Source organism: Paenibacillus sp. WC2504 (genome assembly GCF_052682475.1).
The window spans coordinates 2,386,779-2,407,201 of record NZ_JBQZFH010000001.1 but is presented as its reverse complement, the minus strand read 5'-3'; the positions used below and the strand labels follow the sequence as shown (position 1 = coordinate 2,407,201).

Here is a 20,423-nt window from a genome sequence, read left to right as displayed (position 1 = left end):
TCTAAACCTGACATCATGATAGACGAACCATAATTTATTCGACCGGCGGACAAAAAATGACCTGGATTCATTTTTTTCATGTAGGCATACAGGCCTAATTCCAAAAAATGACTAGGAATTTCCGCTTATTGTAAACAGGATTCGACAGAATATATAATCGCGTTGGAAATAAAATTTCCAAAATAATGAAGAATGTTGTTTCTTTTTGTCAGTTCACAACATTCAAGTTAGCAAGCCCTATCGGGCGAAAAAAGGAGGAATATGAAGGAATGAGTTCACCCAAGAAAAGAATACGCAAGAAATTGACCCAAACAGCATCATCAGCGCTTGCTCTTTCTGTGCTTCTTGGGTCCTGGAGCGGTATGCCTGCACCAGCATCGGCTGCGAATGCAGGCGAAACGTCCCACCTTCTGACTTATGAGGGTGCAGCCTACGCCTCGTCAACCGAAGGTGGCCTGACGCCGGACAAAGCGTTTGACGGCAATACCGACTCCCGTTGGGGAAGTGCGTTCAGCGCCGGCGAGCAGTGGATCTATGTAGACCTTGGCTCCAAAGCCAAGATCGACAAAGCCGTCCTCCGCTGGGAAAATGCCTATTCGAAGTCGTACAAGATCCAAGTATCTGACGACGAAACGAACTGGAAAGACATCTACACAGATACCAAAGGAGACGGTGACGTTGACACCATCGCCTTATCTGGCGAAGGACGTTACGTCCGCATGCTGTCGCTTGAGCGCAGCGGAGGCTACGGCGTTTCCCTCTATGAATTTGAAGTATACGGTACAGGCGGCAGCAATCCGCTCCCTGTCGTACTTGGCGAAGATGTTGCATTGAATAAACCGGTAACGGCTTCTTCAACAGCTGCACCTGACAAAGATAAGCCTCTTTTATTGCCTGAATATGCTGTGGATGGCAATGCGACAACACGATGGTCCTCTGCGAACACGAGCGACGAGTGGATTTATGTTGATCTTGGCAGCAAACATGACATCGGCCGCATCCGCTTGAACTGGGAAAATGCCGCCGGTCGTATCTATGATTTGCAAGTATCGGACGATGCCCAGAACTGGACAACGATTTACCGTGAAATTAATGGTCAAGACGGTTGGATGGATACGCAGGTTTATGCCAGTGGACGTTATGTTCGTATGAAGGGGATCTCCCGCACGACGAGCTACGGCTACTCTTTGTTCAATTTCAGCGTGTACGATTATGTGGATGGCGATCCGAAACCGGCTTATACCATTCCTTCCCTTCCTACCGCATCGACCGTTGAAGTAGGTAAAGGCAGCTATTTGAGCAGCGATATCAATATGCCGCAGCCCCGTCCTCCTGTTAATAAAACAGATGACGTGAAGGGTCCGATTCCTTCTAATGATTGGTGGCAGTCCGTTCTTATTAAAAATTTGAGTGACAGCCTTATCACGCTTCCGCTCAAATCCAAATACACGACGATGGGTCTCGGTATCCTGAACCCGGGTGCGGGTTGGGTGAATGACACAGGCAACTCGCAAGCAGCCGATGGCGCACCTGACTTCTACCTGAACGCAGGCAATATCTCGCCATCGCACATCAAGAACAAAGTTGACGGCTATGGCGACTGGTCTGCGACCGTTCAGCTAAGCGACAACGACACGGAGAAAATGAAAACGACGTTCGTCAAAGGCTCGCCGTACCTGTATTCGGAATTCAGCGATCCAACGACACCGGAGTTGAACTTCCCGGTTTCCACAAGCTTCTATGACGACAACGGCAATTCGGTTCTCCTGGGCGAAGGCGCTACGTTGACGGCAGACCACATCGGTTTTACCGTTAACAACGTGGATGGCTCACCGCAATCCAAACCCGTGACTCGCCACTACGGCTTGTTCGCACCGCAAGGCTCCGTCTTTATGAAAGTCGGCAACAAGATCAAAGTTCGACTCGGCAGCGGACAGAACTACCTGTCTCTAGCCTCTATGCCGGCTGCCAGCGATTTGAACTATTTTTATAAACACGGCTATGCCTTCATTAAAAATACGACCGTAACTCCGGGCTTCGACGAGAACACCTCCGAAGTCACAACCCGCTTCGACGTCGAGATCGATCAGAAGCGTACGGACATGGAGCCAACGACGTTGATAGCCCTGCTCCCGCATCAATGGAAGCAAACGTCTTCTCCGCTGACTTCGCTTTCTTATGAGTCCATTCGCGGCACATTGAAGCTTCATGAGGGCAATTCGTTTACGACGGTTGACCGTTTTAACGGCATCGTGCCTCAATTTACAGAGCCGGGAGATCCTACTTACTCACGGGAAACGCTGCTTAAACAGCTAAGCTATCTGGACGAATCAACATCGAAGAACATCATGTCAGGTGATGCTTATTGGCAAGGCAAAGTGCTTCATCCGCTGGCAATGGGCGTCTTGATCGCCGATCAGATCGGAGACCAAGCGTACAAAAATGTGTTCTTGGAGCGCCTCAGAACGATCTTGACAGACTGGTACACCTACACCAAGGGGGAGCCGGATTACTTCATGTACTACGACCCAACTTGGGGTACTATGTATTACAAAAACAGCGAATTCGGCGCTAATACAGGCCTTACTGACCATCATTTTACCTATGGTTATTATGTCTTCGCTTCTGCTGTACTTGCCACGTATGATCAAGACTTCAAAAACAATTACGGCGAGATGGTTGAGCACCTGATCCGTGACTACGCGAATCCGTCGAAAAGCGATCCGATGTATCCGTTCCTGCGCAACTTCGATCCGTATGAGGGCCATTCATGGGCTGGCGGTTACGGGGATAACAACAACGGGAACAATCAGGAAGCAGCGGGCGAGTCATTGTTCGGCTGGGTTGGCGAATACATGTGGAGCCTGATGTCCGGTGACAAAAAGTTCCGTGATATCTCCATCTACGGCTTCACGACAGAATTGAAAGCTGTAGAACAATATTGGTTCAACTATGACAACGACAACTGGCTGCCTGGGTTTGCGCACAAATCCGTTGGTCAAGTGTACGGCAGCGCGTACAACTTTGGTACGTTCTTCAGCGGCGACCCTGTCAACATTTACGGGATTCACTGGTTACCGACTGGCGAATACCTGACAAGCTATGGGTTCGATCCTAAGAAAGCTGCAGACCTGTATAATGGTCTTGTAAAGGATAACAAAGGACCTGAGAACGCATGGCAGCACATCGTTTGGCCTATTGAATCCTTAAGCGAGCCGCAAACGGTAATTAATAAATTTACGACCGAGAATACGCAAAAAAATGAGATTTTCAACACGTACTGGTTCGTTCACAGCATGGCAACTCTCGGAACGCGCACCAAAGACATTTGGGCAACCGGCTGGACAGGAGCTACCGTCTACAAGAAAGATTCGGTTTACTCCGCAATGATCTGGAATCCGAAGAACGAAGCGGTTACGGTGACATTCCACAATGCGGCCGGCGTGACTGGTTCCGCAAAAGTTGGACCGAAATCACTTGTGAAAGTAGATCCGATGAAAGTGACGGATTTGGATGGCAACACACCTCCGCAGCTTGCGGCAGATACTACGCAAACCACGATTGGACAACCAATCGACATTACGTTTGCCGACCATCTGAAATGGCGCGAGTCCATCAGCTCCGTTCTTGTCAATGGAGCAGCCATTGATGCCAATCAATATCGTGTGCAAGGCGGCAAAATTACCTTGAACAGCTCTGTATTCCCGGTAGAAGGCAGCTACACCATTACCGTTCAATCCGCCGGATACCCGGATACGAGCGTACAGCAGGTCATCATCACGAACTCAACGGTAAATCTAGCGCTGAACAAACCGACCTTTACATCGGATAAAGCGAAAAACCCAGGCTCCTACGCGGTCGACGGGAAACAGGATACACGTTGGGAATCCGATTTCAGCGATCCGCAGTTTATCGGCGTTAACCTGAACTCGGAGTATAAAATCAGTCATGTCCGCTTGAACTGGGAGAATGCAGCTGGTAAAAGCTATACCGTTCAAACTTCTGTAGACGGCCAAACTTGGCAAACGGTGTACACGACCACACGTGGTCATGAAGGCATCGACGACATTAAATTCCCAGCCGTGAATGCCAGATATGTCAAAGTAGAAGGCACAGAGCGGACGACAAACTACGGTTACTCCTTATGGGAGATGGAAGTGTTCGGTACGCCGGCAGGCGATCTTGACGCTCCGAAGTTGACTGCGGATACGACCATGAACCGCGCAGGTCAGCCAATTGACATCGGCTTTGATGACTTCGCAGATTGGAGAAACGCAGTCCTTGGTGTCAAAGTTAATGGCGTGGCGGCATCTGCTGCACAATACGTCGTTTCACCAGGTAAAATCACACTGAATGGCGCCTTGTTCCCTGAAGCTGGCAGCTACGACATTTCCGTCGAGGCCAAAGGCTTTGCCAATGCTGCAGTTCAGCAAACGATCGTTACGAACTCGAACGTCAACCTTGCCTTGCGCAAACCGACGTTCACCTCTGCGAATCCGAAACAAGCCGGCAAAAATGCCGTTGACGGAAACACCGCTACGAGATGGGAGTCCGATTTCAGCGATCCGCAGTACCTAACCGTCGATCTTGGTGCGGATAACACCATTTCCCGTGTGCTTCTGAACTGGGAGAATGCAGCCGGCAAGAGCTACACGGTTGAAGTCTCTTCAAACGGTAAAGACTGGAAAACGGTCTATGCGACAACAGCAGGCAAACCAGGCATCAACGATATCGGATTCTTGCCAACAGAGGCAAGATACGTGAAAGTAAACGGAACTGAGCGGACGACAGCCTACGGGTTCTCGCTTTTGGAATTTGAAGTGTACGGCAATGCTTCCAGCTTGCCGAGCGCGCCGGAACTGTCAGCTGATACAACGGACGCGAAAGTCGGTCAGCCGATCGACATCACCTTCGACGATGATGCAGCATGGAGAGGCACAATAGAATCCATCAAAGTTGACGATACGGTGGTGGGCTCCGGCCAATTCACATTGTCCGCAGGTAAAATCACTTTAGACGCTTCGCTTTTCAAAGATGCGAAAACGTACCAAATTTCGGTTCAAGCGAAAGGGTACACGGAAGCATCCGTACAGCAAACTGTCGCAGCAAAAGATATTCCAGGGAATCCGAATACAGATCCGGACCCCGATCAAGGCCATGGAACAAATCCTACAAATCCGACGAATCCGAATCCGCTAAATCTCGCTTACGATAGACCGACAGCTTCATCGCCGGACTACCACCGTTCCAGCGCGGATGCCGTCGACGGTCGATTCGATCGCCGCTGGGAGTCTGCTTTTGAAGACAACCAATGGATGAGCGTTGATCTAGGAGCTCCAAAAACGATTAATCACGTCGTTCTGACGTGGGAAAATGCCTACGGCAAAGCTTATACCATCGATGTCTCTTTGGATGGACAAACATGGACAACCGTATATGCTACGGAGAATGGCAACGGGGACGTTGACGATCTTACATTTGCTCCAGTGAGTGCAAGATATGTCAAAATGAACGGAATCAAACGTGGAACACCATACGGCTTCTCGTTATGGGAATTCGAAGTTTACGCCGGGAATCAAGCTCCGCTTGCAGGTCCTGAATTGACAGCAGATACGACCGATAACATTCTTGGTCAAACCATCGACGTCACGTTTGCGGACAATAGCGCTTGGAGAAACGCAATCAACGCAGTTGAACTGAGCGGCGTTACCCTTCGCGCTGACCAATATAAAGTATCCGCAGGCAAAATCACGTTTAACGCTGCCTTGTTCACGGAAGCTCGCCCATACGAAGTAAAGGTGCGCTCAACTGGTTATGACGACGATACCGTTGTGCAAGCCATTCTTCCTGCAGCTAATCTAGCACTTAACAAACAAGTCACCACTTCTGAAACGCCGCTTCAAAGTGCGCAGTTCGCTGTGGATGGAAACAAAAGCACACGTTGGGAATCACCATTCAGCGATTCACAATGGATCTGCGTAGATCTTGGGCAATCCTACAAGATCGGGCGTGTTCTTCTGAACTGGGAGAATGCTTCAGCGAAGGCTTACACAGTTGAGGTGTCCACGAACGGCGAGAACTGGACGACAGTTTCCTCGACAACGTACGGAGACGGCGGTAAAGACAACATCCTCTTCACCCCTGTTGACGCTCGTTACGTGAAAGTTGCCGGCACACAACGCAATACGCAATACGGCTACTCCTTATTTGAACTAGAAGTATACGAATAATAAATAAAGAGGCTGTCCCAAGTCATTTAATGACCGGGGGACAGCCTCTTCTTTGCAATTTGCAGGACTACCTCATCTTACCTTTCACTCTGATCATCGCTGCTGGTGACGATCAGGTTACGGACCGTTTCCCGCAGACTCTCGCGCATATCGTGCGGCGTCCCTTCATCGGTCACTAACGTTTGAATCCGATCAAGCTCCATCCCAAACAGAAATCCGCTGCGGTTAGCTTTGGACGAATCCGCCATGAGAATGAGGTGATTACTCTGCTCGACCATCATCTGCGCAATTTGCAGGGGCTCCCATTTGGAATAATAAATGCCTTGTGTACCAAACCCCATACAGGAAAACAACGCTTTGTCGAAGCGATATTGACGAAGCTCGCAGTGCAGCTTATAGCCGAATGTCATCCCATCCTCGCCCACCTCGCCACCGACCATGTAGACACTCAGCTTTCCTTTCTTCTGAACGAGATTCAAGGCGACCATCGCCGAGTTCGTCACGATCGTCAGGTTTTTATCGGCTGGAATCAAGCGCGATAGCACAAGCCCGGTCGTATTGCCATCTACGAAAACACTATCGCCATCCTCCAATAAGAGCACCGCCTCGCGGGCAATAGCCTCTTTACGCTCCAGATTCAGCTGCATGCGATCATAATACGGCATGTCCCACGTCGTCTGCTCTCTTTTAACCGCACCGCCGTATGTTCTGCGAACAATGCCTTTTTCGTCCAAAATACGTAAATCCCGGCGAATTGTTTCCACCGAGACACCATAGGCCAACATTAATTCATCAACAGAAACGCTGCCGGAACGCCGCACATCCATAATAATTTCATTTCTTCGACGGACTGAGTTCAAACCTATAACCTCCCCAGATGCGAGTAAAACAAGGCTTCCCCATAAGCCTAATGGCGCTTACGCAGGAAGCCTGTTACCTATTGTTTCTGAGCTTATTTAAATTCTTTGAGCGCTTTCGTGGAATCAGCCTGCGCCTTCTTCAGCGCATCGGCCGGAGATAATTTACCGGCAGTCATCGCTTGCAAAGCCTCTCCAACCGCCGTATCCATCTTGTTGCGCGCAGCGCTGGATACATCGATTCGCGCATAAGGGAACACTTCATCGAAAGCCTGCTTTTTCTGCGGGTTATCCGTATAGTTTTTCTTCAATAAATCCGTATTCTGTGCGGATAACGTTGCTGGGAAATAACCTGTTTTGGCAGCATAAATCGATTGGGCCTTAGATTCAGCGAAATACTTCATAAATAACCAACCAGCGAGCTGTTTCTCTGGCGTTGTCTTGAACAGGACTTGATTGCCGCCGTATAATTCCGTCACTTTGCTTCCGCTTTTCCCCTGCGGGATTAACGTAATACCCCATTTAAACTTATCTTTCACCAAATCAAGTTTGGAGCTTGTGCGAGCCGTCGTACCGATTTCCATCGCGGCTCTGCCGTTCGTAAACTCCTGCTCCGTGTCTTGTGCGAACAGAATCGCTTTCTTATCCACCAAATTCTTGATGATTCCAGCCAATTCCAATGCCTGCGGATTATCATAGTTCACACCGCTTTGATCCAGATTAATCGGATCAATGCCGTAAGTGCGCAGCCAGGTGCGGAACGTTCCGCCATTATTGGCATTCCCCATAACCAGAGCGGGAACACCCGTCTTCTCCTTAATGTCTAGCGCCATCTTTTCAAATTCCTGCCAGGTTGCTGCCGGCTTCTCATGACCTGCTTTCTTAAGCAAATCTATGTTGTAATACACACCCATGGACGAGTTGCCGTGCGGCCAGCTCATTGTTTTCCCATTGTATTCCGGGATTCGCTGACGAGCCAATACGCCTGGCATGATGTCATCAAGCTCTGCCTTTTTCAACCCGTTAACCGGATCGTTGATGTAGTCGTCGAGCGCTACAATTTTGTCTGCTTTCATATATTCCAACGTATCGCTCTCATAGGACATAGCTACCGCCGGAAGGCCCCCGCCTTGCAGGGAAGCGCGCACTTTTTTATTCAAATCGTCATACGAACCCTGGAACACTTCTTTGACAATAATTTTACCTTCATACTCTTTATTAAAAGCTGCGACCATCTCTTTGATGGCATCACCATAGATCGTTGCTTGAATATGCCAGAAATCGATCGAAATCGGCCCGTTTTTCCCAAGCTCAATCCCTTGTGCTACTTTAGATTCCTCTTTTTTATCCGTTTGCGTGCCCGTGCTAGCGGGCGCTGCTTGCTGCAGCGTTCCACAACCGATGGTTGCGAGAAGCAAAAGGCTCGCCATTGAAGCTTTCCAAGCTGGAAATCGTTTCGTCAAATTCATGGTTATCACTCCCTCGATTTGTATGTTGCATGAAGCATCTATTTACTAACGAGTTCTGAAAGTTCAAAGCTTTCTCCAGGAGCCGGACAATACTTCCTTATGCCGCCACTGTTGAACAATGTCGGGTGCAAGCTGTGCAAAGGAACAACTAATTTCGGGGAAATCCGCATAGTTAATTCGGATATCTCCTGCGGGGAAGCATGACCTCCAGTTGCGCAATAGCGATACTGAACACCAAATTCCGTGAGCCACTTCAGAAGCGTTTCGTCCGATGGGGTCAACGGGTTACCGTCAGCATGAACGTAAATCGATGCCGAAGCGCGTGAACCGAAGGTTTCCATTTCCGCTATAAGAGGTGTGTTCGGATACGTAAGATAAACGGCATACGACGATTTATTAGCCGTAATTTCATTTACCGTTATGGACTCGTAAGGAAGATCAACTTCCTTGGTAGGGTGCGGCCCCTTGGACCATTGCGGCGTGCTCATAAGTCGAATGACATCCCGATCGACATCAAGCGCTTGATGCCCGGCTAGCACCGTTAGTCTCGTGGAAGCCTCTTTCCACAGAACGGCTGTACTTTCGTCCATGACAAGCTGACGACCCGCTTCTTTGGTGCGGATAATTAAATCAGCGACGCGCTCCACGTTGCGAGCGAGAATGTTAACATACACCAAGCCCTCCGTGTCTTCCATCGCACGGCGGCATTCGACAGCCACTTCAACTTCAAGCCGATCCTTCGGCTTGCGGAACAACGTGTCCGGTCGCATTCTTGTGCCTTCGGTGATGAGCAGATCAACTTCAGCGCTTTGGCAGCGTTCAATGAAGCGATCCAAGCGGTGCGAATTCCGACCATGGCGGCGCCAATCGGCCGTGAAAGCGATCTTGTGCTGCGGTCCGTGAATTATGAAGCCCGTAACTCCAGGACTGTCATGATCCACTTCGATGAACTCTATGCGGAAAGTGCCGAAGTCGACGATCTGTCCGTCCTCAATAAGACGAATATCGGCCTGCGTACCTTCATACTCGCCTGCAGCTACAACACCTTCATACACTGCATAAGCGTCACGATGCATCCAGACGGGAAGTCCTTCACGCAAGGAAGGAAGCAGTGCCATATGGTCTTGATGGATGTGGCTTACAAAACCATGCAGGTTATTTACCTGAGGAAAGTGATCTTGACCCCACACTTGCGCAAGCTCAGCTTCCCCAACATCGCCAAGGAAAGCAGGATCGTATAATCCCAACACTGGCGGCGCCATCCGTGTCAGCAGACTGCTTCGGATCCCAAAGTCTGAAAGGACGCTGACTTCGCCTTTGAAAAATCCGCGTGCCATACCAAGATCAAACACGATTCCCGTATCTCCACAGCTGTATAAGATATGAACTCCGCCAATCGTGGTCAACCCACCATAAAACGTTATGCGTTCCTCCAACTGATGCTGCTGATTCATACACATTACCTCCTCTAAACGTGTTTAAGTCTGCTATGCTGAATATCCGTCAAAAAGGATGCTAGTTCATCCAGCGTTGTCAATCGTACATCCCACGGCGACGGGTCGGACGATGGGTACGCGGATATCCACGCTGTGCGTCCGCCTAGCTGACGCACCGGATACAGATCGTTCCAAGCGTGATCGCCGATCGAGAGAATTTGTTCAGGCCGCAGCCCCTCTCGTTTCATCAGCTCACTCATGAAATGTTCCAATCCAGCCGGCTTGCCCGCCCCGTACTTAATATCCGTAAACAACTCGTTGGCGCCAAGTGCAGCAATAAACTCACGCCCTGTATTCTCAGGCGAATTCGTGAGCAGCAGCTTCAAGCGGACTCCGCTCAATTGACGAATAGCCTCATATAACCCTGCATGGCGTTCGAAACTCGATGAGCCCTGAAGCATTTCCTTGCGCACCTGCTGAAAAGCTTCCTGACGCTTAGCCTCACCGATCCCGTGCTTGACGGTAAAAATGCTAACCAAGCTCCATGCATCGCCGGCATAAATACCTGGGGGATTCTCATCTTGATGTGGTGGTTCCACTGGATTCTCTAACGTTACCCGTGACCAAGTATCCGTGCTCGGGTGGTACCAGTCCCCAATGCCGCTTGTATGCTTACCTTCAAGTAAACGATCCATTTCTTCCAGAATCTCATCCAAACTTGCTGCATGATCTCCCTCTTGAAACAACAATTCCAAATACCGTTTGTAAAATGTGCCGTCCTGATAAAGCGTGCCATCTAAGTCGAATAAGACGACTTCAATCTCATGCAGCCAATCCATCTGATGTTCCTCCAGTGTCTTTCTTATTTGTTTTTTTATAATTCTAAAGCGTCCAACTTTGGCTTATCCTTTTAGCCCAGCTGAGGTAATCCCTTGATGAAACCAATGCTGCGCGACCAAGTACAGCACGACAATTGGAGCGATTGTAAAAGTAGCCGCCGCCATTAAATGGTGATAATTAGGTCCTTCTTCACTAACGAAATATAATAAACCCACTTGCAATGGCCTGAGCGATTCACTTGATGTGATCAACAATGGCCAAAGGACACCGTTCCATTTTCCGATAAAAGCAAGTAATGCTGTCGTAATCAAGGAAGGCAGTACGAGTGGCAGCAGTACGGACCACAGATATCGGGCGCTCGACATGCCATCCACTTGAGCAGCTTCCCAGTACTCTTTTTGCACAGATAGAAAAGCTTGTCTTAACAAAAATATGGTGAAAGCCTCCGCCAAAAACGGCAGCATCATGCCCATATAACTGTCATAGAAACCTTGCCCCCCGTTCCCCGCCCAATCGTTACCGCCGGCAAACGGAATATGCCGCATCGTCACGAAGTTAGGGACCAAGGTAACATCAAAGGGAATGAGCATGGTGATCACCACGAGCATAAAGATGAGATTACGACCGCGAAATGTAAAATGGGTAATGGCAAAAGCAATCGGTACACACACAAGTAATTGGAGTGCCGTGCCAACACCAGCGATAATCACCGTATTGACAAAATAGCGCTGAAAGGTGGATTCCGGTTTTAACCATGCTTCCGCGTAGTTCTTGAGGTGCCATACATCCGGCAGCCACGTTGGCGGCATGCGATTAATTTCCTCCGCACTTTTTAGCGAAGTCAGAATCATCCATACGAATGGGAACACCACACAGCAGGCTAACAACACCGTGCAAATCCACACGATTAACCATGTTATTCGGGAAGATCGGCTTGATCCTACTGAGCCAAACATTCTTCTCATCCTCCATTCTGCATTAATGCATATAGTGAACCTTTTTCTCGCCGTAACGCAGCTGCAGCCAAGTTAATCCAAGCAAAAGTACGAATAATACCATCGAAACGGCCGATGCGTAACCAACTTGACCGTACACATAGAAGCTTCTGAAAATATACAAAGGCAGTGACATCGTGGAACCTAATGGCCCACCTTCTCCACCAGAGAACACATAAAACGCATTAAACGATTCGAAAGCGCCAATCACAGAGACAATGATGAGTAAAAACCAAGTCGGCGACAGTAGTGGCAGCGTAATATGACGGATCGTATGCCACGTCCTTGCCCCATCGATTCGGGCCGACTCCGTCAAATCATGAGGAATTTGCGTCAACCCTGATAAGAACACAACAATTTGGAAGCCCAGACTCCCCCATATCGTGAACAACATGATGACACCAAGCGCCCAAGTCGGACCTGCGAATGCCGTTGGGATCGAAGATGGCCAGTGTCCGCCAAGCGATTGAATCAGCTTAATTAGAATGGGATCCGGGTCCGTCAGCCATTGCTGCGGCGTTCCTCCCACCTTGTTTACAGCCCAATTCGCAAGGCCCACGCTTGGATGGAAAATCCATTTAAATACAATTGCCGCCGCAACCTGTGAAGTAACGTACGGAAGGAAGAAAAGGACGCGCAACAAGGTTCTGCCTCTCGTTATATGAAACAAGACATAGGCAACAAAAAATGAAAGCAACAATGACAAAGGAATCGTGCCTATGGCGTAAAATACGGTAACCATGAAACCTTGTCCGACAGGGCCCAGCTGTAAACCGACGGTTGGATCTTGCACAACGAGGTCTTCTGTAAAAATACGAATGTAATTATCGAATCTTACGAATCGCTCCGGCACATAACCCCACTTCCACAAACTCATCCACATGCCGAATAGAAGCGGCCAATATCGAAACAGCAATAACAGAGCCAATGCCGGAAGGGCATAACATAATCCCGTCCGAGCTTCTATTGCTTTTCTCCGAGAACGCGACTTGACGATGATACGCTCCCGCATTTTTGGAATAGGCTTGTTGTCATAAGCAGCAGCTTCTTTCGTTATCACTTGGAATCTCCTCTCTTATCTGCCTTTTGTTCACCTTACTTCACTTATTGTAGCCAGCAATTGTTTGCTGATAATTATAGATGCTTTAAGAAATTGTTGCCGATGTTACCGATGTTTACACAAGTCGTTATCCGCTGTAGTCAGAACGGTCATTTTATGGATAAGAACGGGCATATTCGGTATTGTTTTTCAAAAAAAGAAAGACTCTATTCCCTTTGTAAATTTAGGAATAGAGTCTTCGTGACGGTATGTTCACTCCACTGTTTGTATTGCTGCAATTAGACTTCTGTCTTCAAATTCCGTAGAGAGAACAATTAGAGGCATACTAAATCCAAAAGCATTGCAGGTATCCAGGAATTGGGCAAGAGATGAAGTAGATTCCGTTAAAACTTTCATCAAATAGTTATACTCACCACTGATTCTGTAAAGATCAATAATTTCCGGAGAATTTTCGCTGAATGCTAGAAAATCCTTACATCTATTGGTTCGGAATAAAACGAAAGACGTTGTAAGTTTACCGAGTTTCTGCGGAGAAAGCTCTGTGCGGTAGCCTGTTATGATCCCTTGATCCTCAAGCTTCCGGAGTCGTTCTGTGACTGCAGGCTGTGACATTGTAATCATTCGGCTTATTTCTGATATGGGGATCCTTGCGTTTTCATGCATGAATGACAAAATCTTGGAATCGATATGGTCCATGAAAAGAAACACCTCATTTTATAAAGAATGTTCAATTAATCAAATAAATATTTAAGTTATAATACTGAATACAACTTAATTATCATATGTGAATTATATATTTCCCGAAGTAAAATGTCATTAACAAACCGAGAGGAGATGAAGAAATGACAATCCATACACCCATCCAGATTGGCGGAATAAGCTTAAAAAATAGACTCATTATGGCACCTTTGCAGCAATATGCAGGAACCCCAGAAGGCTTTGCCACAAATCATCATACTGAATTTTATAGCCGCAGAGCTAATCATGTTTCATTAGTCATCGTGGAATCGACAGCGGTATCGGACAGCGGGCGCCTTTTCAATAACGACATCGGTATTTTTACCGATCATCACATAGAATCGCTCAAAAAGATAACAGAGGCTGTTCACGCTAAGCAAACCCCCTTATTTATACAGTTGTCGCATGGGGGAAGAAAATCATCACCGTTGGTTACAAAAAAGCTAATGGCCCCAAGTTCAATCGCCTATGATGAACATTACGGGTCACCAGAAGCTATGTCACTGGCTGATATCCAACAAATTGCTGAACAATATCGTTTAGCTGCAAAACGTAGCGTTATGGCCGGATTTGATGGGATTGAAATCCATGCTGCTCACGGTTTCTTGATCCATCAATTTCTATCACCGTTGTCGAACCAACGTATCGACTCCTATGGAGGCAGTCCTGAAAACAGGTCACGGTTCTTGAGGGATGTACTTACGGTTATCAGAGGAGAAGTCGGCAAGAATTATCCGATTACGATTCGGGTTTCCGCCACGGATTATGTAAAAGGTGGATTGTTTCCTGAGGACATAGCCCGAATGTTACAGCCACTGGAATCAGAGCTTGATGCAGTCCACGTTTCAACGGGTGGTCTAGTCTCTGCGCAACCGAATCATATATATCCTGCTTATCAGGTTCCCCATGCAGCCATTATTAAACAACATTTGAAAATACCAGTTATTGCTGTCGGAATAATTAATAGTCGCAGTCTTGCAGACCAAATCATTCAGGATCAATTGGCTGATATGATTGCAATCGGTCGACCGCTCATAGAAGACCCGGATTTTGCGGCTCAACTACTTCAATAGGCGATACGGTGATCTTGCTCTCTCACTCTCATCAGAAAACAGCAGCAGTCTAGGACATAATTTTCGTCCATGGCCGCTGCTATTTTTTTTATTTTTGGGTCAGTCGGGTGCGACAAAAACTTATATCCTACTAGAAAGGTGCTCTCTCCTTCCTTTACACCGGCTTATTTTTCAGCCATAATGAGGAGATGCAAACAATTAAAACCCTCTAGTTGATCTATGTTAGTCTAGTATGGAGAGGAAGCGCATTCATGTCGAAATCATCCCTTAAGTCATCCGTTGTGTCCAGCTTCCAAATGTCTTGGAACAGCTTTAAATCGAAGCTGCTTCTTAAATATGCCTTATCTTACATATTAATGTTCCTCATTCCCTTGACCGGCGTTACGATTTTCATCTATGAAAACGCAATCAATGATTTGCGCAGAGAAATTGAGCAGACGAACGTCAACCAACTCATTCAAGTCAAATTATCAATCGATGAACGAATGAGTGAACTGCAGCAAATTACAAGCCGCATTGCTTATGACAAGCAGCTCAGCTCCTACATGGTGCATCATCCGTACTATGAGATGGAAGCTATCGATACCTTGGGGAATTACAAAGTGAATAGCAGCATTCTGGAAGATTTGTTTCTATACTTCCATAACGATGAGAATATTTACTCATATCGAGGTTTAACGAATGTGCATGTAGCATTTGGAGACTGGTACCACTATAGCAATTGGAACAGCGACCAAATCTATAACGATTTGAATAAAATCAAGCAGCCGATGATTCGCCCAGCCGAGAATGTAACCGTTAACTCGCGTAATGACTCCATGCTGACGATGCTGTTCCCGATCAAACCGAACGATCTCTATCCTACGGCCACAGTCGTCTATATGGTCAGTGAGGCGAAGCTGACCGGCGTTATGGACACGATACTCAACAATTTTTCAGGCAGCAGCTACATTTTCAATCAAGACGGGCAGCTTCTCACGTCTAATAATCACGGAAACGCACTTCCGGGACAGGCCGTTGCGTCCTTGGCCTCTCTAGAACCTGGTATACATAGCATGAAGCTCGACGGCATAGAACACTCCGTAGTTTCGGTAAGGTCCAAGGAGAACAATTGGAATTATGTAACTGCGATCCCAAGTCATCAATTTTTCAGCAAAGTAGTCCATATCCAGACCTTATTCCTTCTGGTGTTCTGTATCACCGTTTTATTCGGCATCATCGTAGCCATGATCTTAGCCAAGCGGCAGTATCACCCGATTAGGGATTTGATCGAATTCACGAAGATGAAGAGTTCCAATTATGATATGACCCGGAACGAATGGGACTGGATCAAGCAAACGATTCATGATTACAGCGCCCGCATCGATACCCAGGAGCCATTCGTCCGTAACCAGTGTCTGCTGCTATTGTTTAAGCACGGCAAGCCGGATGATCCGGAAATTGAGCGCATGGTGGCGAGTGCCGGGCTGGAATACCCGCACGGGCAAGGACTATACGTCTCCCTCATTCTCGCGTGGGATGACAATCTCGAGGGCGGGGATTCCTCAAACATTCGGCAGCATCTGCAAGAGATGTTCAACGAATTGGAATTTCCGAGTCTTCAAGCCCGCGTTTACGGCGTAGAATTTTCGACGAAGGACCAACTGGCCTTGCTCGTCTCCGTCCCTGAGGATGCTCAAGAGCCAGCCCAGAAGCGAATTGAGGATGTTGTCGAAGCAATCAAAGTCATGATCAACAACAACATTCAAATTATGCCTTATATCGGTGTCGGAATGCCTTACCCGGACCTCGCATCGATCAACCAATCGTTTATTGAAGCCGCCACGGCGATTGATAATCGGATCCTGGGATCTAACGGACGAGTGACCTACTTCGAACAATTGCAAGATATGATCGCATCAACTTCGTCCGAAGCCTACTGGCTGCCGAAGAAGTCGATGCTCAAGCTGGAGCAAAGCTTGAAGCAAGGGAACGAAACGGTAGCTAATCAGGTCATTGTTGATCTGATCGCCGAGATCAAGGAGGCCGCCGTCCCCGCCGCATTACTGCGCTGCATCTGCTTTGATCTGTTGAACTCATTACTGAAAACAGCCCATGAGTTGGGGGTCAGCGAAGTGTTCGCCGGCATTCACAACTTCACCATTTTCGAAACGTTGGAAGAACTTGAGGACCGATTAACCTCCCTGGCCGTCAGCATCTGCCAGCAGGTCGAACGGAATACGGAAACGGAGCAGCCTTCTTTAATTGAAGATATCGTTGCGTATGTGGATCAGAAATTCGCTGACTACACGCTCAGTCTCGAGCATGTGGCGCTCAAATATTCCATATCGATCTCCTACTTGAGCCGCACCTTCAAAGAGAAAATAGGCCATAACTTTACGCAATATATTTGGCAAAGAAGAATGGAAGAAGTCATTCGCCTGCTGGTCCATACAACCGCACCCCTAAAGGATATCATCGAACAGGTCGGCTACTTGGACGCTCCGAATTTTATCCGTAAATTCAAGAAAGAAACGGGCTACACGCCGGGTCAATATCGGAAACTATATGCTTCATCCAAAAAAGAACAGGAATAACGGGAAGATTTCACTACATGTTGAATTACGGAAAGCAAATAAAAAAACCAAGGAGCTAAGCGAGAACAGGCCGCTTAGCTCCTTGGTTTTTTCAAAATTTATTGAGGCTCGTTAAGGATGTAGTCAACTAACTCGTCCAGAGGCACGGTAGCCAAAGCGATCGCCGTATCCGTCACTCCGTAGTAAATATAAAGCAGCCCATCCTTCACGACATTCCCTGTTGGGAAGATCACATTCGGAATTTGGTAGCCGAATTTCTCATAATACGTCTCCGGTTCCATGATGAAGTTCTTCGTGCGGGCAATCACTTTCTCCGGGTTTTCCAGATCCAGCAGCAGCGCCCCCATGCGATAGACAATCTCGTCATCGACACCGTGGTAGAGCACCAGCCAGCCTTTATCCGTTCTTACCGGCGGCGTGGAGCCTCCGATTTTCCGTGATTCCCATGCGGGATTCTCGCCTTTGGCCAGCAGTTTCGGCTCTTCCCAATGAATCAAGTCTTCCGAATACGTAATCCACATGGCAGCCTTTTCCGTGCCGTATTCTTCCCCTACATATTCCTCAGGACGGCGAAGCATAACGAACTTGCCATTAATTTTCTCCGGGAACAAAATGTTGTCGCGATCATTGATCTCCAGCGGAGTCGTGTCCGCTACAAATTCCCAGTCGATCAGATTGGTCGACTTGGCGATCGAAGAGCGCGTCCGCCAATGAACTTCCTGCTCTCCCCAACCGTCTGGATACGACGGGAACGATCTCTCCGGAACACCGCGATTCGTCGGGTAGTAATTCATGGCGCATGGACGCAGAGCATAGTTCATGTAGAACGTGCCATCGATTTTGACAACACGTGGATCCTGAACACTACCATAAGGGAATCCGAGCTCATCAGGCGTCAGAACAGGTTCATCTTTCACATGGGTGAAATTAACGCCGTCCTCGCTTTCCAGAAGGCCCAGGAAGTTTTTGCAAGGGGTCAGGGAGCCCGCCGTACGCTCAATCATGTAGAATTTGTCGTTGTCAATGATAACAGCCGGATTAAACACCGTCACTTTGCGCCATTCGTAGCCTCCCGGAACGACAATCGGGTTACTCTGATGTCTTGTAATTTTCATACTTATTGCCTCCTAGGTATTTGGGTAAATTGCAACTAGCCTTTGACGGAACCGATCATGACGCCTTGTACGAAATAGCGCTGCAAGAAAGGATACACTACGACAATTGGCAAGGTGGACACGATGATAACCACATATTTTACAAGTGCTGCAATCTCGGCCTTGTTATTCATCGCGATAGCCATATCGCCGCTAATCGCAGCACCTGTGGTCTCCGCCGTCATTTCTTGCAGGACGAGAATTTGGCGCAGCACCATTTGCAGCGGATATTTCGTCTCGTCATTAAGGTAAATTAACGCAGGGAAATAACTGTTCCAATGGCTTACGCCATAAAACAGGGCCATCACCGCAATAATTGGCGCAGCTAACGGAATGATAATAAGCCCGAACAGCTTAAAGTTCGTGCAGCCATCCATATAAGCTGCCTCATGAAGCTCCTTGGGGATGCTGGACTCAAAAAACGTGCGAGCAACGATGATATTCCACACCGAAGCAGCTACCGGCAAGATGAGTGCTCCAATGGAGTTCATCAATCCCAGGTTTTTCACCAACAGATAGGTCGGAATGAGACCTCCATTGAAGAACATCGTGACCAGAAACATTCCCATGAAAAACTTGCGGCCAACAAAGTCCGCTCGACTGAGCGCATAGGCAGCAGGCAGCGTTACGACCAGGTTCAGCAACGTACCGATAAAGGTATACAAAAGTGTATTTCCATAGCCGTTCCAAATCTTTATGTTATCGAATACAAGCCCATATCCTTTGAAATTAAGCCCCTTTGGAAACAGCCACATCTCACCAGAGCTTACATACTTGGGATCGCTCATCGAGGCGCTAATAATATACAGAACGGGGTACAACACCACGATCAAAGCTAAGCTTAAAAACACATAGTTCATGATGAGGAAAATCCGGTCACCCTTCGTCTCCTTCACTGCAGTGGCAACAGCCATAGATGACTCCTCCCTTCTTCTTGTCTACCACAAGCTTGTTTGACTTATGCGCTTGGCAATTTTGTTAACGCTAATCAGCAAGATAGCGTTGACCAACGAGTTGAACAGACCTACGGCTGTGGAGAAGCTGTATTGTGCGCTGACAAGCCCCGTACGATAGACAAATGTAGATATCACGTCGGACGAATTTATGTTCAGCGGGTTTTGCAGCAGCAATACTTTCTCATAACCCACGCCCAGAATATTACCCACATTCAAAATCAATAAAATGGTAATCGTCGGCACAATTGTCGGTAGATTAATATGAATAACGCGTTTGAACCGGCTCGCTCCGTCCACGATAGCCGCTTCATGCAGCTGCGGGTCTACGCCGGACAGTGCCGCCAGGTAGATAATCGTCCCCCAGCCGGTATTCTGCCAAACCCCTGAGAAGACATACACCGTCTTGAACCAGCTCGGCTCCGTCAAGAAAGCCGGAGCATGGATACCGAACAGCTCTATCAACTTCACGATGATTCCGCTTGATGGGGATAGGAAGGTAATGACCATCCCCGCCATGACCACGACAGAAATAAAATGCGGTGCATACGTAATCGTTTGAACACCTTTCTTGAAAAAACCATTCTTCACTTCATTAAAAGCTAGAGCCAATATAATGGGAAGCGGAAATCCGATCGCAAGCTCATAAAGACTGAGACTAAACGTATTCCACAATAAATCCCAGAAGTAGTAGGAATGAAAAAACCGCTCAAAATGTGCGAATCCTACCCAGTCACTCCCAAAGATCCCCTTGGTTGGCGTGAAATTTCTAAAGGCAATTTGAATCCCGTACATCGGTCCGTATTGGAAGATCAGGAAATACAAAAAGGCCGGGGCGATAAATAAGTACAGTTCCCAGTTTTTCTTCATTCTCATAAACAGTGAACTGCTGCTTGACACCTTCGTGTTTCTTGCTGTTTGCTGACTCATTGTACTCATTTCCTTCATCCTCTCCTTTCTCTGCATGTTGGTTGCTGCTAACGCTTTCATTCGTCTTCTAAAGTGTAGAAAAACCGAGGGTTTTCGTAAATATGTGAAATCT

At 47.7% G+C, this 20,423-nt stretch carries 13 protein-coding genes; 3 read left to right on the top strand and 10 right to left on the bottom strand.

Annotation, left to right across the window (positions count from 1 at the left end):
• Positions 1-269 precede the first annotated feature (269 nt).
• On the top strand, positions 270-6,230 hold the full coding sequence (locus tag ACUN27_RS10565; protein ID WP_445558853.1) for a galactose-binding domain-containing protein: 5,961 nt from the start codon (positions 270-272) through the stop codon (positions 6,228-6,230).
• Positions 6,231-6,307: 77 nt separating this feature from the next.
• On the opposite strand, the gene ACUN27_RS10560 is transcribed toward ACUN27_RS10565, so the two are convergent.
• The 7 genes from ACUN27_RS10560 to ACUN27_RS10530 form a co-directional block, all read right to left on the bottom strand.
• A complete protein-coding gene (locus tag ACUN27_RS10560; RefSeq protein ID WP_315955474.1) occupies positions 6,308-7,090 on the bottom strand; it encodes a DeoR/GlpR family DNA-binding transcription regulator in 783 nt (260 codons plus the stop codon).
• Positions 7,091-7,182: 92 nt separating this feature from the next.
• On the bottom strand, positions 7,183-8,556 hold the full coding sequence (locus ACUN27_RS10555) for an ABC transporter substrate-binding protein (protein WP_445558852.1): 1,374 nt from the start codon (positions 8,554-8,556) through the stop codon (positions 7,183-7,185).
• Between the two features lie 38 nt (positions 8,557-8,594).
• Positions 8,595-10,010 (bottom strand): MBL fold metallo-hydrolase, encoded by a 1,416-nt coding sequence (locus tag ACUN27_RS10550; protein ID WP_445558851.1) that lies wholly within the window; start codon positions 10,008-10,010, stop codon positions 8,595-8,597.
• A gap of 14 nt (positions 10,011-10,024) precedes the next feature.
• The gene (locus tag ACUN27_RS10545; protein WP_445558850.1) at positions 10,025-10,831 is read right to left on the bottom strand and encodes an HAD family hydrolase; all 807 of its coding nucleotides are present in this window, start codon (positions 10,829-10,831) and stop codon (positions 10,025-10,027) included.
• A gap of 63 nt (positions 10,832-10,894) precedes the next feature.
• On the bottom strand, positions 10,895-11,788 hold the full coding sequence (locus tag ACUN27_RS10540; protein ID WP_315955478.1) for a carbohydrate ABC transporter permease: 894 nt from the start codon (positions 11,786-11,788) through the stop codon (positions 10,895-10,897).
• Positions 11,789-11,810: 22 nt separating this feature from the next.
• Positions 11,811-12,887, bottom strand: coding sequence for a carbohydrate ABC transporter permease (locus ACUN27_RS10535; RefSeq protein ID WP_445558849.1), 1,077 nt, complete (start codon positions 12,885-12,887; stop codon positions 11,811-11,813).
• A gap of 252 nt (positions 12,888-13,139) precedes the next feature.
• Positions 13,140-13,583, bottom strand: coding sequence for an Lrp/AsnC family transcriptional regulator (locus ACUN27_RS10530; protein WP_315955480.1), 444 nt, complete (start codon positions 13,581-13,583; stop codon positions 13,140-13,142).
• Between the two features lie 146 nt (positions 13,584-13,729).
• Between ACUN27_RS10530 and ACUN27_RS10525 the strand changes: the two genes are divergently transcribed.
• A complete protein-coding gene (locus ACUN27_RS10525; RefSeq protein ID WP_445558848.1) occupies positions 13,730-14,698 on the top strand; it encodes an oxidoreductase in 969 nt (322 codons plus the stop codon).
• 251 nt (positions 14,699-14,949) lie between these two features.
• Positions 14,950-17,274, top strand: a complete 2,325-nt coding sequence (locus tag ACUN27_RS10520; protein ID WP_315955482.1) for a helix-turn-helix domain-containing protein — start codon at positions 14,950-14,952, stop codon at positions 17,272-17,274.
• A gap of 98 nt (positions 17,275-17,372) precedes the next feature.
• Here ACUN27_RS10520 and ACUN27_RS10515 read toward each other — a convergent pair whose 3' ends face one another.
• From ACUN27_RS10515 to ACUN27_RS10505, 3 genes are read right to left on the bottom strand one after another with little or no spacing between them, the layout of a single operon-like run.
• Positions 17,373-18,389 carry a glycoside hydrolase family 130 protein gene (locus ACUN27_RS10515; protein ID WP_315955483.1) on the bottom strand — a complete coding sequence of 339 codons (1,017 nt, stop codon included), beginning with the start codon at positions 18,387-18,389 and terminating at the stop codon, positions 17,373-17,375.
• A 35-nt stretch (positions 18,390-18,424) separates the two neighbouring features.
• The gene (locus tag ACUN27_RS10510; protein WP_445558847.1) at positions 18,425-19,342 is read right to left on the bottom strand and encodes a carbohydrate ABC transporter permease; all 918 of its coding nucleotides are present in this window, start codon (positions 19,340-19,342) and stop codon (positions 18,425-18,427) included.
• Between the two features lie 24 nt (positions 19,343-19,366).
• The gene (locus ACUN27_RS10505; protein WP_445560614.1) at positions 19,367-20,311 is read right to left on the bottom strand and encodes an ABC transporter permease; all 945 of its coding nucleotides are present in this window, start codon (positions 20,309-20,311) and stop codon (positions 19,367-19,369) included.
• Between the last annotated feature and the right edge of the window lie 112 nt (positions 20,312-20,423).